This window comes from Pseudomonas sp. AP42, assembly GCF_001728935.1.
GTDB classification, from domain to species: Bacteria; Pseudomonadota; Gammaproteobacteria; order Pseudomonadales; family Pseudomonadaceae; genus Aquipseudomonas; species Aquipseudomonas lactis.
In genome coordinates, this window is the sequence record NZ_LYSO01000012.1 from 38066 (window position 1) to 64135 (window position 26070).

At 62.9% G+C, this 26070-nt stretch carries 27 protein-coding genes; 23 read left to right on the plus strand and 4 right to left on the minus strand.

Features of this window, described 5'->3' with window-relative positions; translation table 11 throughout:
• Positions 1-73 precede the first annotated feature (73 nt).
• From A7K61_RS06980 to A7K61_RS07055, 16 genes are all read left to right on the plus strand, one after another.
• A complete protein-coding gene (locus A7K61_RS06980; RefSeq protein WP_009876578.1) occupies positions 74-286 on the plus strand; it encodes a hypothetical protein in 213 nt (70 codons plus the stop codon).
• 21 nt (positions 287-307) lie between these two features.
• Positions 308-700, plus strand: a complete 393-nt coding sequence (locus A7K61_RS06985; RefSeq protein ID WP_009876579.1) for a hypothetical protein — start codon at positions 308-310, stop codon at positions 698-700.
• Between the two features lie 214 nt (positions 701-914).
• On the plus strand, positions 915-1652 hold the full coding sequence (locus A7K61_RS06990; protein WP_009876580.1) for a hypothetical protein: 738 nt from the start codon (positions 915-917) through the stop codon (positions 1650-1652).
• A 96-nt stretch (positions 1653-1748) separates the two neighbouring features.
• A complete protein-coding gene (locus A7K61_RS06995; protein WP_011871439.1) occupies positions 1749-2027 on the plus strand; it encodes a hypothetical protein in 279 nt (92 codons plus the stop codon).
• Between the two features lie 345 nt (positions 2028-2372).
• Entirely contained in the window at positions 2373-3302 is a 930-nt protein-coding gene (locus tag A7K61_RS07000) for a DUF3577 domain-containing protein (protein WP_009876582.1), read from the plus strand.
• A 152-nt stretch (positions 3303-3454) separates the two neighbouring features.
• Positions 3455-4282 (plus strand): DUF932 domain-containing protein, encoded by an 828-nt coding sequence (locus tag A7K61_RS07005; protein ID WP_011871441.1) that lies wholly within the window; start codon positions 3455-3457, stop codon positions 4280-4282.
• Positions 4283-4377: 95 nt separating this feature from the next.
• Positions 4378-5067, plus strand: coding sequence for a DUF3275 family protein (locus tag A7K61_RS07010; protein ID WP_009876584.1), 690 nt, complete (start codon positions 4378-4380; stop codon positions 5065-5067).
• Between the two features lie 94 nt (positions 5068-5161).
• Positions 5162-5503, plus strand: a complete 342-nt coding sequence (locus A7K61_RS07015; protein WP_011871442.1) for a hypothetical protein — start codon at positions 5162-5164, stop codon at positions 5501-5503.
• A gap of 104 nt (positions 5504-5607) precedes the next feature.
• The gene (locus A7K61_RS07020) at positions 5608-6015 is read left to right on the plus strand and encodes a hypothetical protein (protein ID WP_009876585.1); all 408 of its coding nucleotides are present in this window, start codon (positions 5608-5610) and stop codon (positions 6013-6015) included.
• A gap of 16 nt (positions 6016-6031) precedes the next feature.
• Positions 6032-6292 (plus strand): hypothetical protein, encoded by a 261-nt coding sequence (locus A7K61_RS07025; RefSeq protein ID WP_009876586.1) that lies wholly within the window; start codon positions 6032-6034, stop codon positions 6290-6292.
• 76 nt (positions 6293-6368) lie between these two features.
• Positions 6369-7019 (plus strand): hypothetical protein, encoded by a 651-nt coding sequence (locus A7K61_RS07030; RefSeq protein ID WP_009876587.1) that lies wholly within the window; start codon positions 6369-6371, stop codon positions 7017-7019.
• Between the two features lie 40 nt (positions 7020-7059).
• Positions 7060-8193, plus strand: a complete 1134-nt coding sequence (locus A7K61_RS07035) for a DUF6094 domain-containing protein (RefSeq protein ID WP_254912368.1) — start codon at positions 7060-7062, stop codon at positions 8191-8193.
• A 50-nt stretch (positions 8194-8243) separates the two neighbouring features.
• The gene (locus tag A7K61_RS07040; RefSeq protein WP_009876589.1) at positions 8244-8564 is read left to right on the plus strand and encodes a hypothetical protein; all 321 of its coding nucleotides are present in this window, start codon (positions 8244-8246) and stop codon (positions 8562-8564) included.
• An 89-nt stretch (positions 8565-8653) separates the two neighbouring features.
• A complete protein-coding gene (locus A7K61_RS07045; protein WP_009876590.1) occupies positions 8654-8959 on the plus strand; it encodes a hypothetical protein in 306 nt (101 codons plus the stop codon).
• A 137-nt stretch (positions 8960-9096) separates the two neighbouring features.
• Positions 9097-11376 carry a helicase-related protein gene (locus tag A7K61_RS07050; protein WP_011871444.1) on the plus strand — a complete coding sequence of 760 codons (2280 nt, stop codon included), beginning with the start codon at positions 9097-9099 and terminating at the stop codon, positions 11374-11376.
• A gap of 138 nt (positions 11377-11514) precedes the next feature.
• A complete protein-coding gene (locus tag A7K61_RS07055) occupies positions 11515-12294 on the plus strand; it encodes a competence protein CoiA (protein WP_017514159.1) in 780 nt (259 codons plus the stop codon).
• A gap of 66 nt (positions 12295-12360) precedes the next feature.
• Here the strand turns inward: A7K61_RS07055 and A7K61_RS07060 are convergent, their stop codons facing one another.
• Both A7K61_RS07060 and A7K61_RS07070 read right to left on the minus strand, forming a co-directional pair.
• On the minus strand, positions 12361-14175 hold the full coding sequence (locus A7K61_RS07060) for an ATP-dependent helicase (RefSeq protein WP_020924957.1): 1815 nt from the start codon (positions 14173-14175) through the stop codon (positions 12361-12363).
• Positions 14162-15925 carry an ATP-dependent endonuclease gene (locus tag A7K61_RS07070; RefSeq protein WP_134315833.1) on the minus strand — a complete coding sequence of 588 codons (1764 nt, stop codon included), beginning with the start codon at positions 15923-15925 and terminating at the stop codon, positions 14162-14164. The genes A7K61_RS07060 and A7K61_RS07070 overlap by 14 nt, the downstream gene beginning before the upstream one ends.
• A gap of 243 nt (positions 15926-16168) precedes the next feature.
• On the opposite strand from A7K61_RS07070, the gene A7K61_RS07075 reads away from it, so the two are divergent.
• From A7K61_RS07075 to A7K61_RS07105, 7 genes are read left to right on the plus strand one after another with little or no spacing between them, the layout of a single operon-like run.
• Positions 16169-16768: a PilL N-terminal domain-containing protein gene (locus A7K61_RS07075; protein WP_020924956.1), complete on the plus strand. Its 600-nt coding sequence runs from the start codon at positions 16169-16171 to the stop codon at positions 16766-16768.
• Positions 16765-17415 carry a hypothetical protein gene (locus A7K61_RS07080; protein WP_009876593.1) on the plus strand — a complete coding sequence of 217 codons (651 nt, stop codon included), beginning with the start codon at positions 16765-16767 and terminating at the stop codon, positions 17413-17415. The genes A7K61_RS07075 and A7K61_RS07080 overlap by 4 nt, the downstream gene beginning before the upstream one ends.
• A gap of 14 nt (positions 17416-17429) precedes the next feature.
• Positions 17430-18155 carry a TIGR03759 family integrating conjugative element protein gene (locus A7K61_RS07085; RefSeq protein WP_009876594.1) on the plus strand — a complete coding sequence of 242 codons (726 nt, stop codon included), beginning with the start codon at positions 17430-17432 and terminating at the stop codon, positions 18153-18155.
• On the plus strand, positions 18137-18727 hold the full coding sequence (locus tag A7K61_RS07090; RefSeq protein WP_009876595.1) for a transglycosylase SLT domain-containing protein: 591 nt from the start codon (positions 18137-18139) through the stop codon (positions 18725-18727). The genes A7K61_RS07085 and A7K61_RS07090 overlap by 19 nt, the downstream gene beginning before the upstream one ends.
• Entirely contained in the window at positions 18724-19272 is a 549-nt protein-coding gene (locus tag A7K61_RS07095) for an integrating conjugative element protein (protein WP_009876596.1), read from the plus strand. The genes A7K61_RS07090 and A7K61_RS07095 overlap by 4 nt, the downstream gene beginning before the upstream one ends.
• Before the next feature lie 4 nt (positions 19273-19276).
• A complete protein-coding gene (gene traD / locus A7K61_RS07100) occupies positions 19277-21463 on the plus strand; it encodes a type IV conjugative transfer system coupling protein TraD (protein ID WP_011871448.1) in 2187 nt (728 codons plus the stop codon).
• Complete coding sequence (locus tag A7K61_RS07105; RefSeq protein WP_009876598.1) at positions 21460-22209, plus strand: TIGR03747 family integrating conjugative element membrane protein; 750 nt, start codon at positions 21460-21462, stop codon at positions 22207-22209. The genes traD and A7K61_RS07105 overlap by 4 nt, the downstream gene beginning before the upstream one ends.
• 29 nt (positions 22210-22238) lie before the next feature.
• On the opposite strand, the gene A7K61_RS07110 is transcribed toward A7K61_RS07105, so the two are convergent.
• Positions 22239-24863: an ATP-binding protein gene (locus A7K61_RS07110; RefSeq protein ID WP_011871449.1), complete on the minus strand. Its 2625-nt coding sequence runs from the start codon at positions 24861-24863 to the stop codon at positions 22239-22241.
• Between the two features lie 100 nt (positions 24864-24963).
• Positions 24964-26016 carry a DUF3800 domain-containing protein gene (locus A7K61_RS07115; RefSeq protein WP_011871450.1) on the minus strand — a complete coding sequence of 351 codons (1053 nt, stop codon included), beginning with the start codon at positions 26014-26016 and terminating at the stop codon, positions 24964-24966.
• Positions 26017-26070 lie beyond the last annotated feature (54 nt).

A 26070-nucleotide genomic window follows, 5' to 3' on the forward strand; every position in this document is an offset into this window, starting at 1 on the left:
CTTTTTCTCAACCGCATGCGGGAGCTGCCATCCCGTGAGGGACAAGGCCCTCGCTTCTCCAAGGAGCCCATCCATGTCCCAGCAAGCCTCTTTCGGCCAGTTGGCCTTGATCCATTGCGGCAAGTTCCTGCCGCTCGAAGTCCTGCATAGCGCCGCCGGCCACTACATCGGCACGCGCGATACCGAAGGTCCCGTTTCGCGGGAATCCAGCGAGTACTTCCGCAGCTATGTCGCGGCTCAACGTGCCCTAGAAAGAGGCGGCTGGTCCCAGCTCGCCACGCCCTGATCCAACTGGAGGAATCACGTCATGAACCAGCTTTTGCCACAGGAAGTCGTCGATCAGATCATGCGGGAAGAGCAGCATTTCGCCGCCGCGCCCCAAGCCTTCTTCGAGGCCTGGAAGCGCGGTGTCGAGATCGCTGGCCCGCAATGGTTTGGCGACGGCACACGCGAAGGCCTGAACCAGGCCAAGAGCAAGTGGGATCTGCGTCCCGACATGCTGCGTGCCAACGACGCTCTCGGCGTCCTGAGCAGCGGAGAACGCATGTTCCTGTCCGCCATGTTCAGCTTCTACAACGCGCGCGAGGGCGGTGCCATGCTCAAACGCTGCCACTTCCAAGGACTGTCGGACTTCGACGGTCTCGATCTGCAACGCCGCAAGGTCATCGCCGACCTGCTGGTGAACTACAGCGGTTGGTGAGCCGGCTTCCGGAATATCACCACCTTGTCGTTCGCCACCCCATGAGGGACATGCGCCCACCAGGCCATGTCCCTCAATTTTCCCTCCGTCAGCCAGCGCGGATTGGCCCAAAGCCATCGATCAGTGCCGCCTGACGCTTTTTCGACTTTCAACCCACCGGGGTCCAGTTCCCGGTGGCGGGGATTGGCTCCATTATTCAATCTGGAGAAATCCTATGACCCAGAATCCCAACCCCTTTGTACGCGGCTACTGGAATCTGAAAATCGTCCGAACGCTGTGCATCAGCTACGAAGACGGAAGCCCGCATGTGTGGCGAAACATCCACGCGAGCCAACAGCACCTCTCCGACGAGGAGCTGGTTTCTTCCCCCTGCATCGTCACCAGCGACTTCGCGGTGGTCAGGAATGGCACTGTGCCTGTCAGTGCCGAACTGATGGCCGAATGCGATGCCATTGAAGGCGTCAGCGGCGAAGGCGTGGTGGGTGCGGTGGTTTATGCCATCCATGGCGACGACCTGGACGGTCGCCCGGTCCACGTCGGTGATACCTATTCGGCCGAGGCCGCGCGAGACGTGGTGCAGCGGTTGGGTTTCGAGACCGGCTATTACAGCCGATGCTGGGAAATCAGCAGCGCGCACATCAGCCAGGAAACCGGCCAGTACCTGGCCAGCCTAGCGGACCTTGCGACACCGGAGGCCTTTCTGTTCATCGCCTTCCGGGTTCCATACAGCCCAGCGATCGGCGTCAAGCTGATTTCCACGCCCTGGACAGACAAGAACCTGGAGTATGCCGAGGGCATCAGTGCGGAGCAGCTTCGGCAGGAACACCGGGACAAGGGCATGCCTGACGACCTGGCGAACATTCTTGAATTGGCCGGCCAGGCCGATGTGCGCATCCTCATCCTAGACGCTGACGCACCCGCGCTACTGGGCCTGCCACTGGCCGAGATCTAGCAGACGCGCGACGCGCAAGCCTTCCCCTTTATCCCCCACATGCCAGCCCGCCTCCCACCAGGAGCTGGGCCGGTTCAATTCCATAGGAGCAATCTCATGTTCCCCGATCTCATCTCGCCTACGCCTGACTTCGAGAATCAGCTTGGAGCCTGCGTTAACGCCATGAGCCAGAACGACGCCATCGGCCAGATTCTGGTGTTCGAGCGCATGAGCGGCACGCTGCACATGCGCCATATCGACAGCGCCGATCTGATGGACACCGACATTGACGACTACGAAATGGTCGTGTTTGACGGTGGCAATACAACCGGCGACACGTGGAAACACGTGTTCTTCCCACGTCAGCGCGAACACTATTTCGTGTACGAAGCCTGACATCTCCAGCCCCTTTCGAGGGGCTTTTTCTTGCGCTGAACCGGGCTGCGTGGACAAAGGGAAACACCCGGATGCCAATTGATTGCTGCCGCGCGCGCAAGGGCCGCCCATGCTGACCCCATGCCTGCTGACGTTGTCAGCGACATGCCAGGCAATCATCGGTCTTCGAGGTTGCGGCGCAGTTTCCACTGCGTGACCGAGCCAGCTCGCACCGCATCCATACGCGAGCGGCCACCAGTCTCTGGTGGTGGATGCTTTCGCCTTATCAACCCACCGCGGGGTTACGCACCTTTCCCCGCATGCGTGGGCTCGGTGTGTCTCCGCTTTTCCCAATGGAGATTCACCATGAACACCACGTCCAACGAGAAATCGTATTTCGACCTCCACACATCGGGCATCGGCTACATCCAGCGTGTCCGTGAAGTGCCCGTCAGGGGCGGCCGCCGTGCGCAGCCCTTCCTGGCATGCACCATCGCCGCATTGGTCGGCCCCGCCAGGGACCCCAGCTACCGCTACTTCGATGTCAAGGTCTCGGGTGCCGAGGCCAAGAAGCTCGTTCAGCGCTACATCGGCGTTGACGATTCCAAGCAGCGCCCGCTGGTGCGCTTCCGCCTCGGCGACCTTTGGGGCGATGCGTACATCCGCGACAAGGGCGAAAACCAGGGCAAGGCCGCCGCGTCCCTCAAGGCGCGACTGCTCAAGGCCGAGCCGATCGAGCGGGCCGAACTGGCTTCAATCGAGCAGCACGAGCTGATTACCCGTGGCATCGGCTACCTCAACCGTCCGAAGGACGTCACCCCCAAGGATGGCGATCCGTTCCTGTCATGCTCCATCGCCGCATTGGCCGGACCTGTCGATGAACCGGAATATCGGTACTTCGACACGATCGTCGCCACCCTCGGGGCCGAGCATCTGGTTCGCCGATGCGTGCAGGCCATCGAAGGGGATCGCAAGGTGCTGATCGCCTTCCGTCTCAACGACATGAAGATCGATCCGTACATCCGTACCAAGGGCGAGCACGCTGGGGCACCGGCCGCAAGCCTGGAGTCGACGCTGATCCACATCGGTCTGATCAAGATCGATGGCACCCAGGTCTATCCGATGAGCCAGGCGCAAGCCGAGGCGCCAACGGTGGAGGACGCACCCGCGCCCGAAGCCGACAACGCCATCGACACTGCCGCCGACGCCGTTTCCGACCTACCCGTCGAGTCCGCCGAGCGCGAGCCCGAGGGTGAAGTCGAGGAGCAGGAGCCGGCCTTGGTCGCTTCGTTTTGATCCGGCATGGCCCCTCATGGGGCCTTGTCGCTTCTCCTCCCTAGCATCCGCCGCGTCCCCAAGACGCCAAAGGTGCTTGCGTCTTTTCATCCCCCGAGTCCCGCGTGGTCACACGACCGCGCGGTTACCGCATTTCTCAAAGGAGATCAGCCATGTCTCTGGCATCCCGTTTTGCTCCGCAATCCCCGATCCTGCGCTCCGATCGCCCACTCTCGGACGACCGTATTCGTGCCGTTGTTCCCTCGATCTTTGCCGACGCTCCGCATGGGAGCCGGTCCGATCGGTATGCCTACATACCGACCTCGGTCGTGCTGACCAGGTTGCGCCAGGAGGGTTTCGAGCCCTTCATGGTGTGCCAGACGCGCGTGCGCAACGAGGATCGGCGCGAGTACACCAAGCATCTCATCCGACTTCGCCATGCAAGCCAGATCAACGGCGACGAGGCGAACGAGATCATCCTGCTCAACAGCCACGACGGCACGAGCAGCTACCAGATGCTTGCCGGCATGTTCCGGTTCGTCTGCCACAACGGCCTGGTCTGCGGTGACACCACCGCCGACATCCGCGTTCCTCACAAGGGCGACGTGGCAAGCCAGGTGATCGAAGGTGCCTACGAGGTTCTCGAAGGCTTCGAGCGCGTGCAGGACGCGCGCGATGCGATGCGCACCATCACCCTCGATGAGGGCGAAGCGGAAATCTTTGCGAATTCCGCGCTCGCACTCAAGTACGACGACCCGGCCAAGTCCACCCCTGTCACGGAGAGCCAACTTCTGGCGCCCAGGCGCTGGGACGACCGCAAGAACGACCTGTGGGCCGTCTTCAACCGCGTCCAGGAGAACCTCGTCAAAGGGGGACTGAATGGACGCTCGGCCAATGGCCGCAATCAACGCACCCGTCCGGTGCAAGGAATCGACCAGAACCTGCGCCTGAACCGGGCGTTGTGGCTGCTGGCCGAAGGCATGCGCCAGCTCAAGGCGTGATGCCAAGCGGACCTCGCCCAGCTCGGGTGAGGTCCATTTCCTCTCATCCACCGGGCGCCGTCGGCGGCCCGCTATTCGTCATCAGGAGAACCAACATGGCAACCACATCGGCGCCCGAGCAATCGGTATCGCCCATCATTGTTCCGGGCCAGCTCACGCTGCGCACCATACGCGGCAAGAACGGCCCGTTCACCGTCGGCCGCCTTGTCACCCCCATCGGCAAGTTCGCGGTCAAGGATGCGGAGCTGGAGCAGTACCCCGAAGGAAAATACGACGGGGAATTCATCATCCGCTACATCTTCCCGAAGTCCTATCCGGTCGGCGACGGCATGCGGTTCGAGATCCGCGCCAACCTGGACGGAATGACGCTCAACGGAATCGACAAACTGAGCCGCGACGAAGCCCGAAGCTTCGCCACCCAGGACGTCGATCCACTCGATGAAGAGCTGGGGACGCAGCCTGCAGCAACGCCGGCCAAGTCTGCCAAGGCCTCCACGCCCGCCAAGCACGCACCCGTGCAGGCGTCGGCGGATCCTCTGGTCGATACCACGCCCTTCGGTGTGGATGCGCCGACGCCCGCTGCGGCGGCTGCCCCCGGCAGCACCGAAGATGGCGACGCCGCTCTGTTCGGTCTGCTGTGGCCGCTGGGCGAGTCCGTGAAATTGGATTCGACCATCGACCGCCGCGCCCTGCGCGCGCAGATCGCCCGCCTGGGCGAACTGGGTTTTGCGTTGGACTTCAAGACGCAGGAGTGGAGCCGTCAGGCCGAACTGCAACCTGCGTGATCGCAGACGCCGCATCCGCGGTGTTCTTCATCCACCCGCCGGGGTTCCTTCCCCCTGCGGGGGAGGCCTCGGCCATTTTCTGGAGGTCTCCATCATGTCCACCATCGCTTTCGATGTACCCCGTTCCGCGCTGGATGAATCCGCATGGCGAGCTGTTTGCAAGACAGCCGCCGAGCACGCCCAGCGTGGTTGCGGCCTGTCCTGGGATCATTGGGTCACGCTTTTCAGTTCGGAGATCGACGCGCAAGCTAGTCGGTTGCCGGAAAGCCAGCGAGCTCAGGCCCTGGAAATCGCAGCCCACGAATGGGACTACGCAACACCCGCCGAGCGGCAGGAAGCCCAGGACTGGAATGCGGAGCATGGCTATTGCTCGCATGGGATCGAGTTCGGCTACTGCCCGGCCGGTTGTGATCGCGACGATGACGACTGGGACTAAGGGCAAAGCATAGGTTCCTTCGCCGCACCTGCGGCTTTTCATCACCCGCCGGGAGGCCCTCCCCGTGGGGAGGCCTCCGGCTCTACTTTTCCAGGAGGCCTCTCATGGGCTGGTATTTCTCACCCCAATCGCGGTCTGAACTGATCGCGGAACTGATCGCACCGCAAGAGACCGAGCGCGCCAGCGTCAAGGTCATCGCCCACGCGCTGCGCGGCAACGTCCTCTGGTCTGTCGCGGAAGTGACGGCCAAGGTCGAAGGCGTACATCGTGATCTCGCGCCGGGCCAATCCCTGCGCTACATCCGCTGCGATCTGCTTGAACGCAGCGGCGGCCAGTGGGGTTACAAGCCGCTGGACGAGTCCATGCACCCGTACTACTACTCGTGCCCGCTGTCCTATCTGGACCTTGCACCGGAGCAGTCTGCCGAATGGCGTGCAGGCGTTCGCGCCTACCACGCTCGGCGACGCACACCCACGGCTGTCACGGCACCCGCCGCAACGCTGATGGTCTGAGCCAGGAGGAACCGACATGGACCTGATCCTCGCTGCGCTCTCCCCCTCGCTGCTGGCGCTCGTTGAAGGGAGTTTGTCCAACGACGAAGTGTCCTCCGACGAGGAGATGCTGGAGTACTTCATCAGCAACGGCCTCACCGAGAAACAGGCGCGGCAGGCACTGACCTACCGCGACCAGTACCTCAACAACATCTACCTGGACGGCTTCACGCCGATCACCGCGGTGGACGAGGTGCTTCACTTCAACCCGCACACCCGGCAGTTCGAGCCGGACTGAGCGGTTTTCTTCCACCCCCAGGGGCAGCACTTGCCCCAGCGGGCGGTGCTGTTCCCGTTCATCCGAGGACACCACCATGCCCGCACACACTTCTTCCACCACGCTGTACCGCATCGACGAATGCCCGGATGTGATGGCCGACGCCTGCGTCGGCGACGACCAGGGCAACCTGATCTTCCTGTCGATCTGGGCGCGGGACACCGCCGTCCAGCAGTTCCTCGCTCGCCTGACCCTTGGGCGCGACGAGCAGGGACTGGACCAGTTTCACGTCATCACCGACCAAGGCGGCAGCGTCCCGGTGTTCATCGGCAACGTCGATCGCCTGGAAAAGCGCATCACGCGCGCCTACCGGCGAACGCTGTTCGGTTCGCTGTCCAACGTGTGGCTGTTCGACCGGCGCTGCGTCAAGCCCGACAAGGCCAACGCCAGCGCGCTGGCATTGCTGCCACGCGACAGCGCCCACCGGCTCGACCGCCTGTGGACGCTGGTGCGGGACACGTGCCCGTTGCCGCTGCTCGACCACTGGCGCGAGACCGTGCTGGAACTGCTGCAAAGCCGCGAGATGCTGGGCCGCCTTCCGTTCGCCCTCGGGCCGCTGGAAGGCCATCGGCTCGCCATCGACGTGCCGACGCTGACCCTGGCGCTGGGCTCCCTGATCCGCAGTGACGTGCTCACCGCCTATCCATACCCGGCCAAGATCTGGACGCCGGAAGTGGTAGCGGCCTGACCCACCCTCGGAGGCACGCCTTGGTGTGCTTCCGTCTTTCATCCCCGCCAACCAGGAGACTTCCATGGCCCTCATGTTCCCGCGGCTTGCCCGCAATTTCGTGAAGAACGGGTATTTCCCGACTGATGAACCCACGCTCGAAAGAGCCCTCAACGCACTGATGCCCAGCGACGGGCCGATGTGCATCCTCGATCCCTGCGCCGGCGAAGGCGTAGCGATCGCCGAAGCCGCCCACGCCCTCGGGCGCGAGCAGGCCAAGGCGTTCGCCGTTGAGTTCGACGCGGAGCGGGCACGCCATGCCCGCGGCCTGGTCGATCACTGCCTGCACGCGGACCTGATGGACACGATGGTCTCCAAGCAGTCGTTCGGACTGCTCTGGCTCAACCCGCCGTATGGCGACCTGTCCAAGGACGTCAACGGCAACATCGGCTATCAGGGCCAGGGTCGTGCCCGCCTCGAAAAACTGTTCTACCAGCGCAGTTTGTCGTTGCTGCAATACGGCGGCGTGCTGGTCTTCATCGTCCCCGGCTACGTGCTCGACGCGGAGCTGGTCGGCTGGCTGACGCGCCACTACACCGACCTGCGCATCTACCGAGCGGTGGAGACGCAGTTCAAGCAAGTTGTGATCTTCGGCCGGCGGGTGCGCCAGCGCGAGCAGGCCTCGGATGGCGTCAAGGCCGTGCGCAATCTGCTGCTGCAGGTTGGGCAAGGCGAGATCGAAGCTGACGAACTGCCGAGCGAATGGCCGTTCCTGCCGTACATCGTCCCCGCCAGTCCGGCCGAGCCGGAGCATTTCTTCCGCGTGACGATGGAGCCCGAGCAGTTCGCCGACGAGGTTGGCAGGCTGCAAGGCCTCTGGCCGTCGCAGGACACGCACCTGGGGGCCGCGCAGCAGTCGCTGCGTCCACCGGCGCGGGCCTTGTCCCACTGGCATCTCGCCCTGGCTCTGGCCGCAGGCGCGATCTCGGGGGTTGTGCGCTCCAAGACGGGGCGCGTGCTCGTCGTCAAAGGTGACACCCACAAGGACAAGACGCTCCAGCGGGAATTCACCGAACGCGAAGACGGCTCCATCGCCGAGACCCGCATCCTCACCGACAAGTTCGTACCTGTCATCCGCGCGTGGGACATGACGCCTGGCTCCCCGACACGGGGCGACGTCTTGACCATTCGTTAATCCACCGGACGCGCTGCTGTCCTGCTGTACCACATCGAAGGAGAAACACCATGTTCCCAAATCTGTTCAAGCGGCCCGCGCCGCAGAAGCAACCGTTGTTCGCACCGGGCTCGCTGAAGTTGAGCGAGAAGGTGCATTGGTTGGCCCGCAAAGGCCTGATCGACCCCTTGACCTATGTCCAGCGCCATGTGCGCGGTGACTGGGGCGAGATCGACAAGGCCACCCGCAAGGCCAACGACGTCGCACTCCAACAGGACAACCTGATGATCTCCTACTACCGGATCACGCCGGAGCTGGTTCTGATCGTCAAGACCAGCGAAGACCACCAGACCACGGTTGTCCAGCTTCCCGAAGAGCGCGACATGATCTGAAGTCACCCATCGTCATCCCAGTCACCTGACGGAGCCACTTCACTCCGCCAGGGGTGTCGTGGCTCAATGAATCCATCAAGGAGGAATCCATGGCATCCCGACACATCGAAACCTACTGCCAGGACCTGCTGTTTCCGGTAGGTGCACTCATCCTCAGCGAAGGTATCGACCGCCTGGTCCGCGCCGGTCGTCTTGACCCGATTCCGTACTTCCGTCGCCATGTCCGTGGCGACTGGGGGGACGTCAGCGACGGGCAATGGCAAGCCAACGGCATCGCACTTCAATCGGGTGCTTTGCTGGAATCGCACTACGTGATTCATCGTGCGCTGCGCATTCGCATCGTCACCGATGCGAAACGCCATCTCACATCCATCGTGCTGCCGTCCGAAGACTAAGCACATTTCACCAGCAGGCCGCCAGCGCCTGCGTTTTCCATCCACCGTCGGCCGTGTGCCGATTGATCTTCCCACCCTGGGGCAGGCCATTGCCCCTTTGGGGGTGGTGCATGCCCCATTTTCTTTGGAGCATCACCATGTCCCTCGATCTCGAAAACACTACCGCCGAAGCCACGCCCGTACAGGGCGAACTGCTCGACGCGGAATCCAACCCTCTGACCCTGAGCCTTCAGGATTTTGTCGGCGAGTTCGGCGACGAACTGCTCGACGCCCTCAACAGCGCCAATCCGCCGGTCTATACCGGCCAGCCGCAGGCGCATCGTCAACTCGTCGTCGCCAGCCTCAAACGCAAGCTATTCCAAGCCCAAGCCGAAGTCGTCCATGCCGCCGCCGAGCTGCTGATCGACCGTGGCGAACACGCCGCGATCGTCAACGGCGAGATGGGTTGCGGCAAAACGACCGTTGGTATCGCCACAGCCGCCGTGCTCAACGCCGAAGGCTATCGCCGTACCCTGGTTCTTTCTCCACCGCACCTGGTCTACAAGTGGCGGCGCGAGATCCAGGAGACGGTGGCAGGCGCCAAGGTCTGGGTGCTCAACGGCCCGGACACGCTGGTCAAGCTCATCAAGCTGCGCGAGCAGTTGGGTGTGCAGCCCACGGGCCAGGAGTTCTTTGTCCTGGGGCGCGTCAGGATGCGGATGGGATTCCACTGGAAGCCTGTCTTCACCACGCGGCGCACCCGCCATGGCGACGTGGCAGCGTGCCCTGACTGCGGCACGGTCATCACCGACCTCGACGGCGAGCCGGTCAACCCGGTCGCGCTCGAAGCCGAGGAGTACCGCAGGAAGTGCAGCCATTGCGCCGCGCCCCTGTGGACATTGATCCGCCCGCGCAGCCTGTCCGGCAGCGACCAGTCCTCGGCCGTGCTGAAAGCGTTGAAGCGCATCCCGACGATCGGGGAAGTCACCGCGCAGAAGCTGATGCAGAAGTTCGGCGACGGGTTCCTGGCGTCGATGCTGGGCGACAACATCCATGAGTTCATCAACCTCATGGACGGCAACGGCGAGCTGGTGTTTTCCGACCGTCAAGCCACGCGCATGGAACGTGCGATGGCCAACATGGAGTTCGGTTTTGGCGAGGGCGGCTATCAACCGTCCGAGTTCATCAAGCGCTACCTGCCGCAAGGCACGTTCGACCTGCTCATCGCCGACGAGGCCCACGAGTACAAGAACGGCGGCAGCGCCCAGGGCCAGGCCATGGGCGTGCTGGCGGCGAAGGCTCGCAAGACCTTACTGCTGACCGGCACGTTGATGGGCGGCTACGGCGACGATCTGTTCTACCTGCTGTTCCGAGCCCTTCCCGGGCGGATGATCGAAGACGGCTATCGCCCGACCACGAGCGGCAGCATGACCTCGGCCGCGATGGCGTTCATGCGCGATCACGGTGTCCTGAAGGACATTTATTCCGAGAGCACCGGGACGGCGCACAAGACCGCGAAAGGCACGAAAGTCAGTGTCAGAACGGTCAAAGCTCCGGGCTTCGGCCCCAAGGGCGTGCTGCGCTGCATCCTGCCGTTCACGATCTTCCTCAAACTCAGAGACATCGGCGGCAACGTTCTGCCACCGTATGACGAGGAGTTCCGTGAAGTCGCGATGGACACGGCGCAAGCCGCGGCCTACCGCGATTTGGCGGGTCGGCTGACCGCGGAGCTGAAACAGGCTCTGGCGCGACGCGATACAACCTTGCTGGGTGTGGTCCTCAACGTGCTGCTGGCCTGGCCGGACTGCTGCTTCCGGTCGGAGACCGTGGTGCATCCGCGCACACGCAATACCTTGGCGTTCGTCCCGGCTCAGTTCAACGAGTTCGAGATCAGCCCCAAGGAGCGTGAGCTGATCGACATCTGCAGGGAAGAGAAAGCACAGGGCCGCAAGGTTCTGGCCTACACGGTCTATACCGGCACGCGCGACACGACTAGCCGGTTGAAGGTATTGCTGGAGCAGGAAGGCTTCAAAGTGGCGGTACTGCGCGCAAGCGTGGATGCCAGCCGCCGCGAGGACTGGATCGCCGAGCAGTTGGACCGTGGCATCGACGTGCTCATCACCAATCCCGAGCTTGTCAAGACGGGATTGGACCTGTTGGAGTTTCCGACGATCGTGTTCATGCAGTCGGGCTACAACGTGTATTCGCTCCAGCAGGCGGCACGCCGCTCTTGGCGTATCGGGCAGAAGCTGTCCGTGCGCGTGATCTACCTGGGCTACGCCGGCTCCTCGCAGATGACCTGCCTGGAGCTGATGGCCAAGAAGATCATGGTCTCGCAGTCCACTTCGGGCGATGTACCCGAATCGGGGCTCGATGTCCTGAACCAGGATGGTGATTCCGTCGAGGTCGCATTGGCCCGGCAATTGGTAACTGCGTGATCTGCTGTCTGCCGGCATCCTTTCGGGGGTGCCGGCATTTTTCTAGGAAATTGCTGCTCGGAGGATTCGATCACCGCCCCGGTCCCAGCGCGGGGAAGGCTAAACTGATCAGACAATACCGAGATTCAAGGAGGCACTATGGCTATGGTGATCGAAGCAGCATATGCAGATGGTACTGGTGCAGCCAACGCACTGCATATGTCTCAGGCGCAGTGGGAAGAGTTGCAACGGGCGTACTGCGTCGGTGATCTGCTGATGCCTTGCTGCAACGCTCCAGCGATTCCCAAGGTTAGTGCTAATGGGTACCCCTTCTTCGCGCATCTAGGAGGTGCGTGCAGTACTTCCGAAGAAAGCCAATGGCACCTGGCGGCCAAGATACTTGTGCGCAGCGTGCTTGAAGATCTTGGATTCCGTGCCTCGGTTGAAATGCCGGGTTCGGGTGATGCAGGTCGCTGGCAGGCTGATGTCTGGGGTGAGCGCAATGGGGTTAGGTTGGCTGTCGAGATCCAAAGATCGTATCAGTCGCTCCGTGACTACCGTAAACGCCAAGAGCGGTACCGCGAGGCGGGCATCAAGTCTCTTTGGTTGCTGCGGCAGGAGCGATATAGCACTCTCACCAAGAGCATGGGAAAGGAGCGTCTGCGCACCGAGTTTGGGGGCAAGTTCCCTTCGGCCGGCCACTTCGGCCCGTGCCTTTCTGACCTGCCGGTCGCGATGCTTGAGCTAGATCCGGCCCCAACGGTCAAGGGTGCCGGATTCTTCAACGCAACCCTTCCAAACATACTTGAAGCAGTGCTTAGTGAGCGCTTTCTTTGCATCAACGGTCTATGGTGTATCGATAACCTAGACTCGATGAATAACGCCGCCAGACTCGCGCGCGAGCGTTTCGCAGCCAATCGCTTGGCTGCAAAGATGTAGCTCGACTGTGGTGTTGCTCGACATGCGCCGACGCAGCACCGACACTCCAGATTCCCGGGTTCACACTCAAATGCCAGCGGCACGCATTCGCGCCTCCAGCTCATCAAGGAATGGCGAGCGCCCAAAGCGCATAGGGCCATAGCGGCCATCAACGAAGCCCGAATACAGCATGTGGACCTCGTCGCGAGCACGTGTGAGTCCCACATAGAAGAGCCGGCGACTTTCGCGCAACTTCTCTGGAGTTTCATTGCGCCACGGCAGATTTCCGAGGTCGAGTCCAACCATGATGACGACGTCGTACTCACAGCCCTTTGCGGAATGCAGTGTCAGCAGATTCAGGTGATCGGGCGAACCGTCCCGACCGCCCAAACTCGTGATGTCTAGCGAAGCCAGTGCACCGCCTTCAGCGAGCGCTGCCGTCATGCGATCCAGTTGCTCCTTCTGATCAGCGAGCGCCAATTCAGCCGCCAGCAGATGATCCACTACACCGTTGCGCAGCGAAGCAACAAATTCTCGCGCAGGTTGCTGGTCAGCACGCAGCTCCCATAGCAAGGCGGTTAGCTCTTGCTCTTCGCGCTTGGCCTGTGAATCGTCCAAGCTCGCCCGATGAAATGCGCGATAGCGGTCGAGTAGTCCACGCAATTGTGGGCGTCCAACACGCCAGCCACCCGCGCACCACGCCGCACAATCTTCTACCCAACTTGTTAGGGCAACCTTGCGGTAAGGTGCTGCGGTATCCACACGGATGTGATCGAGACCACCGGTTGCCACAGCTTCAGCCACGATATCGCCTGCGCGATAGTCTTTGTATAGGATCGCGATATCGCCCAGTGTTCGTCCCGGCTTGGAGGCTAAGGCCGCCGGAATGATCTGCGCGACGGCGTGCGCAGCCTGGTCCGCCATACCACCCGGGCGCAGGACAAATTCGATGGTCGTTTGTCGCGCAGGATCGCTCGCTTGATAGCCTCGGGCTTCTCCAAGCGCCATCTCTGACGCAGTCACGATCCCTGCACCAGAACGGTAATTTAATTGAAGCTGGACAGGCTCAATGTCTCTGCGAGCCGCCAATTCCATGAGCAACGCGCCATCAGCTCCCGTAAATCCATATATCGACTGATCCGCATCCCCGACAGCGAAAAGTCGGACACCCCCGTCGAAGGCAAGGCGTTTGACGATGCGATGCAGTGCCACGCCTAAATCCTGGTACTCATCCACCGCGAGCACGGGGAATTTTGCCTGAACCAGAGGTAGTACCCAGTCGTGCTCGGCGATCAAACGCTGGCCGAAGACAACCATGTCATCGTAGTCAATCAGCCCCTCGTCGCGCAGAGCGGCCTCGTAGGCCTCGGCCCAGGCAGCGAGTTCCTCCTCGCTACGCCAAGCGACGCTATTTCGATTGAGCACGGAACGGCGATGCCGCCCGAGGTCAATAACTTTGTACGGATGGTTCTGGCCGAAAAGCGCATCTCCAGTTTGCTTCAACAACCGATCACTGACTCGTTGAGTGGCTACCGAAAGTGGGAAAGATATGGGCAGGCCGGCCAGGCGTCCATACGGCATCAAGAGATGACGCAGACAGAACCCATGGACCGTACCAATGAAAAGATTAGGTGCCTGCTGAAGTCCCAAGTTTTCAATTCGGCGAGCGAGTTCGCGAGCGCACTCCTGGCTATAAGTGATGCACGCAACGCCACGAGGGGCCTCGACGTCTTCGGCCAGGATGCGGGCGAGCTTTAGGACGAGTGTCTTGGTCTTACCGCTCCCGGGACCAGCGAGTACCACACAATGTCCTTGAGAGTTGTAAGCTGCCAACTGCCCTGGATTTCCAGCCAACTCGGCAGCCTGCGCCAGGTAGGCTGTACCGACGTTACGCGACGGCATCGCGGATATGCTCCAGCGCAGAGCGAATGTAGGCCGGGCAAACGTCCTCAGACACCGACGGCGCAAGTGCCTGTGCAAATCTCCCCTTGCCAATCCGTTCAATCAACTTCAGCAGCCGGTCTTCATCGACCTGATCCGGATCATCCACCCACTCTTGCAATGCGTCCCGGGTGACTTGCCTCAGCGGCAACTCCTGCTCGATTACCGACTTCATCGCCTCGGTCATTCCGGCGGCAAATAGGTCGGATTCCAGCGTGCTCTCGTTGACGAAGTATCCAAACTCTGCGGCGTATTTGAGCACCTCATCTATATCCAGGTCATCGTAACCATATTCGTCATCGACCTCGTTTAAGAGATTAATTAATCGCCTGTGGGCTAGTGGAGGTTTGCCATTGACCGGGTCGCGATCTGTCAAAATTACATGTGGAATATTTAGCCCTTTAGGGCCCAAAAGCTTCACATAAGGAGTGAAGTTCGTCCCCCCGACCGAGCACACAGTGATTCCAAGTATGTCGAAAGGAATCCCGAGGGCGTCGGCGAACGCGGGAATGATGAAGCGCTCGGCGTCCCCTTCAACCAGAATCACTCCCCGGGAAAATAATATTTCTCCGCGAGTGACGTCGATGTAGCGCTGGAGGTCGTCTTCATCCCTCTGTGTGAAAGGTGTGTTCGCGGTCGAAACCGCGACGGTTTTCCCGTCCGTTGCGTTATGACGCAGGAGAACGATGGACCTAATCGGTGTAACGCTTGCGATATGCGGCGAGTGAGTAGTGAGAATTGTCGTCAGTGGAGGGGCTTCGTCCTCATCTTCCGCTCTTGTGCCGAGAAAGTAGCGATAGACAAGACGCTGGACATGCGGATGCAGGTGCGCTTCGGGCTCCTCGACGACGAAGAATGTGTGGTCGCGCTCCCCCTCGGAGACGAGACGGTCGAGTTCGAGGCTCTTCAAGGCCAGGAAGATCAGATTCGCCGTTCCTAGGCTGGCATCGCCGACACCGCGAACACCGTTGTCGATAAGCAGCCGAAGGCTACGCAGCAATGCATCCACTCGTGTAGGTGCAAGTCCGAGCGATACCGGGACAGCATGTTGCCCCCCGGCGATTGCGATCAGCCGTTCGCTGATCCGTTCTGCTGTCGCTACCACTTCCTCGTGTCCAGCCAGCTCTCGCTGTGCTTGGTCGACCTGATTCTGAATCTCCTCACGGGCGTCATCATCCAACGACGCGGCAAGATCCTCAATGAGTGGCCTCAATGGCGAATTGCGCCAGCTCGCAAGGTCCTTCTCAGCGTCACGCAGGGCTACCTGAACATCTATTGGCAACATCCGGCGAAGTGCGCCGCCGATACGCATTTCGGGATCGTTGCCACCGAAGATCACATACTCATAGTCCTTCAACGATTCCGGGGCGCGCCCCAGGCCCGCCTTAGGCTGGAAGCGGTAGGTGAGTCGGGCCACCATGGGTGGGCCAGGATCAATCACGCAATCGTTGAGGTGAGCCATCAGCCGGGGATCGTTTGTGAAGTCCGTTAGATCCACAGAGACCTCAATGGTCGCACCAACCTTGTCTTCGCCAAGTCCGTCCCAGAAATGTTCAAGCCCCAGTTGTCGATCGCGTTCAGACAAGCCCGGATCAAGGATCAACTGCAGGCCGCGAATGAAATTGCTCTTGCCAACCTTGTTCTCTCCCACGATGACGATACTTTCCCCCGTCTCGACATCAACATCCGAGAAATTGGCGAAATTGATCAACCTGACCCGAGAAACCCTCATTTACGCCCCCGTCCACTGGTGTTTTAACAAATAGTAGCAGTCAAGCGGCCGGCCTCCATCCGCCGACCGCGACTGAGCTTTTCCGTTTCGGCGCCCTCAAGGCCGCTTTTGTTCGACTAGACCGCTGCCGGCAAATCGGACGCAGCGTGGTTCGCATTGTTTGCTGCTGCCCCGGGCCTTAGCGGCGATGGTGAGGGCTCGTTGTTTCAGGACGCCGAGCTTATGTGCCCCTCTCCACCTTGGTTTCACCATCCCGAACGCCGCCTGCTGGCAGGAGTCCTCGGCCTGCTCTGGTCGGTGCTGGCTGGCGGCTGCGCTACGACGACTGCGCCGCCCGCACCTGATGCCATCGAGGAAGTGTTGGCCACGCCCGAACCCGAGGCGCCCGAGTACATCCCCGTCGTGCGCTACGGTCGCTACACGCTGGTCGAGCTGGCACCCAGAGCGGCGCAACGCGACCTGCTGTTGCAGACCATCGACGTGTCCATGCCCGAAGATGCCCGCGCCACCGTCGGCGATGGGCTGCGGCATGTGCTCAAGCGCAGCGGTTACAGCCTGTGCCAGACGGCGCACGCGGTAATCGAGCTGTACGCGCTGCCGCTGCCGGCGGCGCACCTGCACCTCGGCCCCATGACCTTGCGCGATGCGCTGCTCACACTGGCTGGCCCGGCCTGGGAACTGCACGCGGATGATCGCGCACGGCAGATTTGCTTCGAACGGCCCGCCGACAGCGCGGTCATCGAACCCGCATCCGAGCCACCCGCCGCCGAGGCGGTGCAGACGTTCCCGCTGGAGCCTTCGGTTTCGGGAGGCCAGCCATGAGCGCCCCACAGTCTGCCCGGCGCCCGGCCGCCGTCGTGATGGTGCAGAGCCTTCTGTGGCTCTGGCTGATCGGCCTCAGCGTCTTCGTAGCCTTGGGCTACCAGACCATGAACGACCAGGCCGACCAGGAACGGCTGGATTCCCGCCTGCAACGCCTGGAAGCCCGGGCGGCGGGCCTGGTCGAGTCGATCGAGGCCATCCAGCAGCGTTCGGCCGTCGCAACGGCGGCAGACCTCAAAGACACCCGCCAAGTCTTGGAAGCACGCGCTGCCCAGGTTGAGAAAACGCTGAGCGGCTATGCCGCTGCCGACGACCTTCAGGCGCTGCGCGCGGAGGTCGAGCAGATCAAGGCGCGCCAGACCGCTGCGCCCGTTCCGCGCGCCGCAGCACCCGCCCAGCCGCGCGCATCGGGCAAGGCCGCCGCCAAGCCCGAACCGCCGCCGCTGCCGTTCCGCGTCGTCGGCGCCGAATTGCGCGCTGGCCAGCGCAGCGTGTCCGTTGCGCCGAGCAGTGCGGACTTCACGCCTGACCAGCTTCAGGTGCTGCTGCCAGGTGATGCGCTCGGCCCGTGGCACTTACAGGCGATTGAGGGCAACACCGCCGTGTTCCAGGCCGGCAACCAGACCCGTCGCGTGGCGATTCCCTGACCGGAGCACACCACATGAATCCGTCGATCATCCTTTCCGCGCTCCTGCTGGCATCCGCCCAATTGCCCGCCTGGGCGCAGCAGCCGGTCACCGCCCCGGCCCGCAATGCGCAGAACCAGGAGCGTCCGCTGGTCGCCCGAACCCCGGACGACCAGGTAGCAGGCGACTGGGGCCTCCAACCGCAGGAATGGGCGCTATACCGCGAGCTGATGGACGGGCCGCTGGGCATCTATTCGCCTAACCTGGACCCTCTGTCCGCCCTGGGCATCGAGGCCCGCACCGACGAGGAACGGCGGCGCTACGCAGAACTGCAGGTGCAAATCGAAGCGCGCCGCGTCGAGAAGCTGCTTGCCTATCAACGTGCCTACGACGAAGCCTGGCAGCGCCTGAACCCCGGCATGCAACGGGTGAACCTGCCTGACGACAAACCCAGCGGCGGCGCAGTGCGCGGCGGCGGCCGCACGGCGGTGTTCGTCAAGGACGGCTGCGCGGCCTGCGGACAGCTCGTGCAACGCCTGCAATCCTCAGGTACCGAGTTCGACCTGTACATGGTCGGCAGCCGCCAGGACGACGCGCGCATCCGCGACTGGGCCAAGCGCGCACAGATCGACCCGACACGGGTGCGCAGCGGCACCATCACGCTCAACCACGACGGCGGCCGCTGGCTGTCGCTGGGTCTGCCCGGCGATCTGCCCGCGGTCGTGCGCGAGGTGAACGGCCAATGGCAGCGCCAGCCCTGACGGCGCGGTTTCGCGTACTGGTGATCGCTGCTGGCCTGTACGCCTGCGCCGTCCATGCCCAGGAGGTTCCGCCTCCGGCCTATCAGCTTGCCGCCCAACGTGCGGGCATTCCCTCCACGGTGCTCTACGCCGTGGCCTTGCAGGAGAGCGGCATCCGGCGGAACGGACGCATCGTCCCGTGGCCGTGGTCCCTCAACGTCGCCGGCCAATCGCGCCGCTATGCGACCCGCGCCGACGCCTGCGCCGGTTTGCAGCAGGCGATGCGCTCCACGCCGCACACGCGCATCGACGCGGGCCTGGGTCAGATCAACCTCGGCTACCACAAGCACCGCTTCACCAGCCCGTGCGACTTGCTCGATCCGTACCGCAACCTCGCCATCGCCTCCGAGATCCTGAAGGAGCAGCACATCCCGGGGGAGAACTGGCTGCTGGCGATCGGCCGCTACCACCGCCCCGCGGGGGGCGAGCCCGCAGCCCGCTACCGGCGGAGCGTTTCCCGCCACCTCGCCCGCGTGCAGGGCACGCGCCCAACCGCCGCGGTCCTCGCCGCGCGCCAGGAGACCACCCCATGACGAAATCCCATCTGGCCCATCTCGCGGCGAAAGGCCTGCTCGTGCTGCTGGCGGGTCTGCCGCTGGCCTCGCGTGCCGGCGAGCCGCTGATCTTGGTCGAAGACCGTGGCGGCACGTCGGCGCTGCCGTACTACGAAGCCCTGAGCCTCCAGCCGCGCGCCAACACTCCGGCCCGATCGCCCATCCCTGCGACTCAGATCCCGGCCACGCCGGCGGATGAGGCCGCGATGTTGCCGGTGCGCAGCGCCAAGCTCACGCCCGGCACCGTCGCGCGGCGGGTGATCGAGGCCCCGGGCCTGCGTCCCTTCGTGGTCGTGGGCGACGACGAGGCTTCCCAGGCCTGGTTGCGCCGCCATGCAGCCTCATTGCGCGAGCGCGGCGCGGTCGGTCTGGTGGTCAACGTCGAGACCGTGCAAGGCCTGGCGCGGCTGCGCGCACTGGCGTCCGGCGTGCCGCTTGCGCCCGTGTCCGGCGACGACTTGGCCGAGCGCTTGGGCCTGCGGCACTACCCGGCGCTAGTCACGGCCACCGGCATCGAGCAATGAAGCCATGTCGGGGAAACAGCCGGTCGAGGTTCTGCTTCGCCCAGCGGTGGAGCTATATACCGTCGCGGCGTGTGCAGGCGCCGCGTTTCTGTCCCTGGTGGCCCCGTGGTCGCTCGCGCTGAGCCCCGCCATGGGTGTCGGCAGCGCGCTGGCGTTCGGAGCCTATGGCGCGATCCGCTACCGCGATGCCCGCGTCATCCTGTGCTACCGGCGCAACATCCGTCGCCTGCCGCGCTACGTGATGACCAGCAAGGACGTGCCGGTCAGCCAGCAACGTCTGTTTGTGGGACGCGGCTTTCTGTGGGAGCAGAAACACACCCATAGGCTCATGCAGACGTACCGGCCAGAGTTTCGGCGCTACGTCGAGCCGACGCCGGCCTATCGGCTGGCCCGGCGCCTGGAGGAACGGCTGGAGTTCGCGCCGTTCCCGCTGTCCCGGCTATCGAAACTCACCGGCTGGGACGTGCCTTTCAATCCGGTGCGGCCGCTGCCGCCAGTGGGCGGCCTGCCGCGCCTGCACGGCATCGAACCCGACGAGGTGGACGTCAGCCTGCCGCTGGGTGAGCGCGTGGGCCACTCCTTGGTTTTGGGAACGACAAGGGTGGGCAAAACACGTTTGGCCGAACTCTTCGTCACTCAAGACATCCGCCGGAGGAACGCCGCGGGCGAACACGAGGTCGTGATCGTCATCGACCCCAAAGGAGATGCCGATCTCCTGAAGCGGATGTATGTCGAGGCCAAGCGCGCGGGCCGCGAAGGCGAGTTCTATGTCTTCCATTTGGGGTGGCCGGACATTTCGGCACGCTACAACGCCGTAGGCCGATTCGGTCGCATCTCGGAAGTCGCCACCCGCATCGCGGGGCAGCTCTCCGGCGAAGGCAACAGCGCAGCCTTCAGGGAATTCGCGTGGCGCTTCGTCAACATCATTGCCCGCGCCTTGGTGGAACTGGGGCAGCGCCCGGACTACATGCTGATCCAGCGGCACGTCATCAACATCGACGCGCTGTTCATCGAGTACGCCCAGCACTACTTCGCCAAGACCGAGCCCAAAGCCTGGGAGGTGATCGTCCAGATCGAGGCCAAGCTCAACGAGAAGAACATCCCGCGCAACATGATTGGGCGCGAGAAGCGCGTGGTGGCGCTGGAGCAGTACCTATCCCAGGCCCGTAACTACGACCCGGTGCTCGACGGCCTGCGCTCGGCGGTTCGCTACGACAAGACGTATTTCGACAAGATCGTCGCGTCTTTGCTGCCGCTGCTGGAGAAGCTCACCAGCGGGAAGATTTCCCAGCTTCTGGCGCCGAACTATTCCGACCTGGCCGACCCCCGCCCGATCTTCGATTGGATGCAGGTCATCCGAAAGCGCGCAGTCGTCTATGTGGGCCTGGACGCGCTATCCGATGCCGAGGTCGCCGCAGCGGTCGGCAACTCGATGTTCAGCGATCTCGTTTCGGTGGCAGGCCATATCTACAAGCACGGGATCGATGACGGCCTGCCGGGCGCATCGGCTGGCACGCGCGTGCCGATCAACGTCCACGCGGATGAATTCAATGAACTGATGGGTGACGAGTTCGTGCCGCTGATCAACAAAGGCGGCGGCGCCGGTCTGCAGGTCACCGCGTACACGCAGACGCTTTCGGACATCGAGGCCCGTATCGGGAACCGCGCCAAAGCGGGTCAAGTGATTGGCAATTTCAACAATCTGTTCATGCTGAGGGTCAGGGAGACGGCCACCGCCGAACTGCTGACCCGGCAATTGCCGAAGGTCGAGGTCTATACGACCACCATCGTCTCCGGCGCGACCGACAGCTCGGACATCCGCGGCGCGACGGACTTCACCAGCAACACGCAGGACCGCATCAGCATGTCCAGCGTGCCGATGATCGAGCCGTCGCACGTCGTCGCCTTACCCAAGGGCCAATGTTTCGCATTGTTGCAGGGCGGCCAGCTTTGGAAGGTTCGCATGCCGCTGCCGGCACCGGACCCCGATGAGGTCATGCCGCAGGATCTGCAACAACTGGCGGGCTACATGCGCCAGAGCTACAGCGAGGCCACGCAGTGGTGGGAGTTCACCAGTTCCCCGGCGTTGCAGGACGGGGCCTTGCCCGACGACCTGTTGGATGATGCCGCTGCGGCCGAACCTGGCCCGGTGGCCACCGACGACAGCGCCGGCAATGAGGCCTCGCCATGAAGGATGCCGCCTCGACCGCGCAGCGGGAGCAGAACCAGCGCCAAGGCCTGATCGTCGGCACCATCACCTTGCCGTTCCGGCTGCTGGGGGTGCTGATCGGCTCGCTGCTGTTCTCCATTGTCGTGGAGTGCGTCGGAATGCACCTGTTCTGGAAGGACGAGGGCTGGCGACACTCCCAGCAGATGTTGCAGTACGAGTTGGGGCACCTGTCCAACCACTTCACGCGCAGCGTGGTCGTGCAGGAACCGGGGCGCACGGCGCACGAGCTGGTGGATACCGGATACGAATGGGTGTTCGTGCGCTCGGGCTTGCTGGAGCGCATGAGCCAGACCGCCGAGCGCGCCCGTGCACCCAGCCACGGGCAGACACGCAACTTTCGCTACTACATCAGCCAGGCCTATGTCTGGACCGAGAGCTACCTGATCGCCGCAGCCTTCACGACGCTGACCTTCCTTGTGCGCCTGCTGGTCCTGGTGCTCACGTTGCCGCTGATCCTCACCGCGGCATTCGTCGGCCTGATCGACGGCCTAGTGCGGAGGGACGTGCGCCGGTTCGGCGCGGGCCGCGAATCGGGCTTCATCTACCACCGCGCGAAAGCAAGCCTGATGCCGCTGGCCGTTCTGCCCTGGGTCACGTACCTGGCCTTGCCGATCTCGGTGCATCCACTGCTGATTCTGCTGCCGAGCGCCGCCTTGCTGGGGCTGGCCGTGAGCCTGACCGCGGGCAGCTTCAAGAAATACCTTTAGGCGAATGCTGTCCCGCGTGGCTGTAGTGCTCATCGGTTCTGCAGAACATCTAACGCAGCGTCCAACGCCGTAATCGATTCGACAATGACTCTCACTAAGGAGCGGTCGAACTCGTGGTCTCGCTGGGAATCGTGGACACCGCTGTTGAGACACCCCCATTCAATGCTTCCTGCACCAACACCAAGCAGCCGGGTCAAAGCGACAACGACGTCTGGCGCGCCAGCATGCTGCGCGGAGATGCGATCGACGGCTGATCTCAACTTTGCGCATTTGTTGTTCAATTCCCAGGGGGAGCGTGGCCCGCCTAGCTTGAGTTCGATGCGCCCATCTGCTCGCCGGCCCAGCCAAGTCCAGAGACGGTCAGTCAGACTCTCCAGCGCGGGCCGCGCCTGGCGCAGCGCCTCACGCTTCTCATCGGCTGCCAACGCCTGCTGGGCCAACAGGACGTAGTTCTTCGTCGGTGGATCGCTGTCAACGCGCAGCTCATGCTCGCCCTGGTGCGGGAGGAACTTGTAGCGCTTGATGGACCCGGCCCGCCGGGCGCCCAATTCCTGCTGGATCCGGTGCAGAAACTCCTCGGCGTGTGAGGTGAGGATGACCTGCTTGCCGACGAGCAAGCCATCCTCGAAGAAGGTACGCCAGATTCCGTCACGATGGTCATCGTCGATCGCGTTGACGACGTCATCGAAAATGACCACGGGGCACCCCTGCGCGATGTTCTTCGCCAGCAGAATCGCCAGACCCAGGCACTTGATATGCCCTTCGCTGAAGACCACCAGCGCGTCATAGCGCACGCCAGGCTCACCGGTGAACTCTACTTCGATCTTGCCGTTTTCGGCGACAGGCAGCCACAACGCGTGCAAGAGGTCGCCAGGCGGATCAGCACGATTGAATGCGTTGTACAGATTGCGTGCCTGTTCTCCGAGGCCCTGGAGCAGCACGCCCGGCAATGCGGCCAAGTAGGCTTGGATTTCGGGCAAGAAGCCGTCGTAGGCGGCCTTGACCCGCAGGTGGTGCGCGACTACCGGCACTTCGGTTGCGACCGACTCGATCAACTCACGGTTCGCCTCGTCAAATTGGGCCACGGTCTGGCGGGCAGCGGCCATTTCTTGGTCGGCTGTCATGCGTATGGTCCGCAGCCGTTCGATCTCCAGCCGGTGCTGGTCCAGTGCGTCCCGCTCCCGGGCCAGCGCCCCGCGCAGGGCATGCGCTTCGCGGGCTTGCGCGTCGGCGCGCTCGATGATTTCCGTGACCTGCAGCAGAGCGTTCCAGGCACGCCGGTCGCCATCGACCCATGCGCCAAGCCAGGCGCCTGTCGAGGTAGGCGGCAATGGAGGCAGGCCTGCTGCCTGCAACTGTGCAGGACAAGCGTTTGCGCCAACCGCGACTACCCGACGCATCTCGTCCCACAGCGCCCGCACCGCCTCGCTCAACTGCGTCCGTAGGCCGGCTTCCTGCTGCTGGAGGGTGGCCAACTGCGCGAGCTGCTCCAGGCCCGTGCGGGCCTTGGCGAAAGGATCCTGTGCGACAGCAGCCAATCCGGTTCCGCATGCGGGACAGGTGGTCGCCCCGTCAGTCAAGGCCAGCACAGCCTCGTAGAGCTTAGCGTACGACACTTCCCCAGCACGCGCCGAAAGCTGTCCGGTGGCCGCCTGCCACAGGCCTTGAAGGTGATAAGCCTCATCCAGCAGCGTCTGCAGCCGCGCTTGGCTCACCTCATGAACGGCAGGTGGGACGGCAACCAGTTGCGCCTGGACGTACGGCAGCCGCCCTTGCTGCTCCGGTGTGCCGAGCAGCCAGTCAACGCAAGCCTGGTACGTCGCGCCGGGCGACATTCGTTGCGCCAGCGCTTGCTCGGAGTTCTCCACCGCCGCGATCTTTTGCGGATAAGCAGCGATCGTCTGTTCAGAGTTCGCCAACTGCAAGCGCCGCTGCGCGAGTTGAGTAGCCTGGGCGCCGACGAGCATCAGGTCTTGGTCGAGCGCGGGATTGAAGCCGCGCACGAAGTCGCTGAACTGATCCACGCCAAACAAGGTAGCGATGAGCTGCCGCTGATCGCCCGGAGTACGCGCCGCGATGCGGGCGAAGTCATCGAGGCGGTTCTTTTCGATGAAGCAGAAGCGGTACTCCGCTTCGTTGGGCTGCACAGCCTGGGCCTGGTCTGGTGCTCCGGAAGACAGGACGGGCGCGACATGGCGACGCAACCGGGCATTGTTGCAGTATGTCCGTTGGTCGACCCGCTTGACTTGGGCCTCGCTGATGGAGCCGAGCATCGCCACTTCCAGCGCCTCGCAGAAGCTGCTCTTGCCGGTACCGTTGGCGCCATAGACCAAAGTGATGTCGTGGCTGAGGTCGAATGTCTCTTGCCGCATGAATCCGCGAAACGGTCCCACCTCAAGCTGGCGCAGGCGCCCCAGCGCCGGCCCGACTTCGGGTCCGTGGCCATCTCCCTGGTACGCGACCGGCATCTGCGCCAAATGGGCGACGGCCAGTGGCGCCATGCGGGTGGAGCGTCCACGGCGCGCTGCACCAACTTCAGCCAGAGGTTGCAGGTGATCAAGCACCAGATGCGCGAGCCGGCACACGTCGTCATGCACCTGGCGTTGCGCCAAGTGCGCCAAGAAGCGGTGGTACTCCGAATGAATGCTTGCCATGCAGCCCCCTCTACACAGGAAGACGCTTCGATGGCGTCCTTGATGATGTTGATCGGTCGCCAGCGCAGTAGGCACAGGCGGGTCATGCTTCCATTCGCTATTACGGTTTGTGGAAGTTCTCAGCAAAATAGTCGATGACCTGCCCCGCTTGGGATCCCTGACGGAAACGCTTTTGCTCCTCGAAGTCGATCGAGGGCAGCATATGGATCAGTTGATGATCGGCGTACAGCGCCATGACCTTCTCGGCATCCAGTACCCCGGCGCGTTGTCCGGTAAGCGTATTCGCCGCTTCGATGGCCGCGCCGATCATCACGTCCGCCACTTGCACTGCAGGACTGTGCTTTGAATCGATCTGAGTCACGGACTGAAGCTTGAGCGGAAAGGTGATGCTGGCGATCTCCGATTGACGAAACGTGATCGGTTTCTCATGGCGGATGTACCGCTGCAGCAGGTCGTGATAAGTGAGCAGGTTCTTGGACTGATCGTGCTCGACCCGATACGGGCCGTCAGCCATGATTTCCATCCGACTGACCAGGGACTGCAGCACCACGAAAGCAGCATCGGTGTTGACGCCCGGCGTGACGATCGCCTTCAGGCATTCAGGGGCAGCGAACTGCGCAAGCGGGCCAAGCGCTTCCGGCAGTTCCCACCAGCGCGATGCGCACGCCGCATCGATCAGGTTCCCAAGCGCCTCCGAGCTCTTTTCCTTCACCGCGCGCTGGAAGCTGACCAACAGCCGGTCGAGCGCGCCTTTGCCGAGGAGCGTCGGTCCAACCGTATACAGCAGCGACGCAAGCGAGTAGTTCTGCCCGTCTTCGTAGAAGTCCATGCCGCGCTCGTAGTAGAACGGCTCGACCGCGTAGTCCAGGAACATCAGCAGCAACAGGTAGCGCTTGTCGCAGACGTAGGTCACGCACTTGTGGTCGGTTAGCAAGTCGCGCTGCAGCGCCATCAGACGGGGGTGATTGGCTGGGCGCCGAGCCAACGCCCGGTACTTGAGTTCGTCCGCCTGAAGCTTGGGAAAGTGCTCCCGGATCAGGCGCCCGGCCTCGTCATCCTCAATGGCGATGGCCGTCGCTCCTTGGAACCGCTGCTCAGGGTTCATCAGGTCAAAGCCGGTATAACCACTTTCATCGATCCGGAAGCATTCCATTCAACTCTTCCCCTGGACAATGGACACTCCGATCCTGTCGGCCAATTCGAGCAC

What these genes read in the sequence shown, in the direction of transcription:
- A7K61_RS06980 (WP_009876578.1), top strand. Translation starts at nt 74, where the DNA reads ATGTCCCAGCAAGCCTCTTTCGGCCAGTTGGCCTTGATCCATTGCGGC.
- A7K61_RS06985 (WP_009876579.1), top strand. Translation starts at nt 308, where the DNA reads ATGAACCAGCTTTTGCCACAGGAAGTCGTCGATCAGATCATGCGGGAA.
- A7K61_RS06990 (WP_009876580.1), top strand. Translation starts at nt 915, where the DNA reads ATGACCCAGAATCCCAACCCCTTTGTACGCGGCTACTGGAATCTGAAA.
- A7K61_RS06995 (WP_011871439.1), top strand. Translation starts at nt 1,749, where the DNA reads ATGTTCCCCGATCTCATCTCGCCTACGCCTGACTTCGAGAATCAGCTT.
- A7K61_RS07000 (WP_009876582.1), top strand. Translation starts at nt 2,373, where the DNA reads ATGAACACCACGTCCAACGAGAAATCGTATTTCGACCTCCACACATCG.
- A7K61_RS07005 (WP_011871441.1), top strand. Translation starts at nt 3,455, where the DNA reads ATGTCTCTGGCATCCCGTTTTGCTCCGCAATCCCCGATCCTGCGCTCC.
- A7K61_RS07010 (WP_009876584.1), top strand. Translation starts at nt 4,378, where the DNA reads ATGGCAACCACATCGGCGCCCGAGCAATCGGTATCGCCCATCATTGTT.
- A7K61_RS07015 (WP_011871442.1), top strand. Translation starts at nt 5,162, where the DNA reads ATGTCCACCATCGCTTTCGATGTACCCCGTTCCGCGCTGGATGAATCC.
- A7K61_RS07020 (WP_009876585.1), top strand. Translation starts at nt 5,608, where the DNA reads ATGGGCTGGTATTTCTCACCCCAATCGCGGTCTGAACTGATCGCGGAA.
- A7K61_RS07025 (WP_009876586.1), top strand. Translation starts at nt 6,032, where the DNA reads ATGGACCTGATCCTCGCTGCGCTCTCCCCCTCGCTGCTGGCGCTCGTT.
- A7K61_RS07030 (WP_009876587.1), top strand. Translation starts at nt 6,369, where the DNA reads ATGCCCGCACACACTTCTTCCACCACGCTGTACCGCATCGACGAATGC.
- A7K61_RS07040 (WP_009876589.1), top strand. Translation starts at nt 8,244, where the DNA reads ATGTTCCCAAATCTGTTCAAGCGGCCCGCGCCGCAGAAGCAACCGTTG.
- A7K61_RS07045 (WP_009876590.1), top strand. Translation starts at nt 8,654, where the DNA reads ATGGCATCCCGACACATCGAAACCTACTGCCAGGACCTGCTGTTTCCG.
- A7K61_RS07050 (WP_011871444.1), top strand. Translation starts at nt 9,097, where the DNA reads ATGTCCCTCGATCTCGAAAACACTACCGCCGAAGCCACGCCCGTACAG.
- A7K61_RS07055 (WP_017514159.1), top strand. Translation starts at nt 11,515, where the DNA reads ATGGCTATGGTGATCGAAGCAGCATATGCAGATGGTACTGGTGCAGCC.
- A7K61_RS07060 (WP_020924957.1), bottom strand. Translation starts at nt 14,175, where the DNA reads ATGCCGTCGCGTAACGTCGGTACAGCCTACCTGGCGCAGGCTGCCGAG.
- A7K61_RS07075 (WP_020924956.1), top strand. Translation starts at nt 16,169, where the DNA reads ATGTGCCCCTCTCCACCTTGGTTTCACCATCCCGAACGCCGCCTGCTG.
- A7K61_RS07080 (WP_009876593.1), top strand. Translation starts at nt 16,765, where the DNA reads ATGAGCGCCCCACAGTCTGCCCGGCGCCCGGCCGCCGTCGTGATGGTG.
- A7K61_RS07085 (WP_009876594.1), top strand. Translation starts at nt 17,430, where the DNA reads ATGAATCCGTCGATCATCCTTTCCGCGCTCCTGCTGGCATCCGCCCAA.
- A7K61_RS07090 (WP_009876595.1), top strand. Translation starts at nt 18,137, where the DNA reads ATGGCAGCGCCAGCCCTGACGGCGCGGTTTCGCGTACTGGTGATCGCT.
- A7K61_RS07095 (WP_009876596.1), top strand. Translation starts at nt 18,724, where the DNA reads ATGACGAAATCCCATCTGGCCCATCTCGCGGCGAAAGGCCTGCTCGTG.
- traD (WP_011871448.1), top strand. Translation starts at nt 19,277, where the DNA reads ATGTCGGGGAAACAGCCGGTCGAGGTTCTGCTTCGCCCAGCGGTGGAG.
- A7K61_RS07105 (WP_009876598.1), top strand. Translation starts at nt 21,460, where the DNA reads ATGAAGGATGCCGCCTCGACCGCGCAGCGGGAGCAGAACCAGCGCCAA.
- A7K61_RS07110 (WP_011871449.1), bottom strand. Translation starts at nt 24,863, where the DNA reads ATGGCAAGCATTCATTCGGAGTACCACCGCTTCTTGGCGCACTTGGCG.
- A7K61_RS07115 (WP_011871450.1), bottom strand. Translation starts at nt 26,016, where the DNA reads ATGGAATGCTTCCGGATCGATGAAAGTGGTTATACCGGCTTTGACCTG.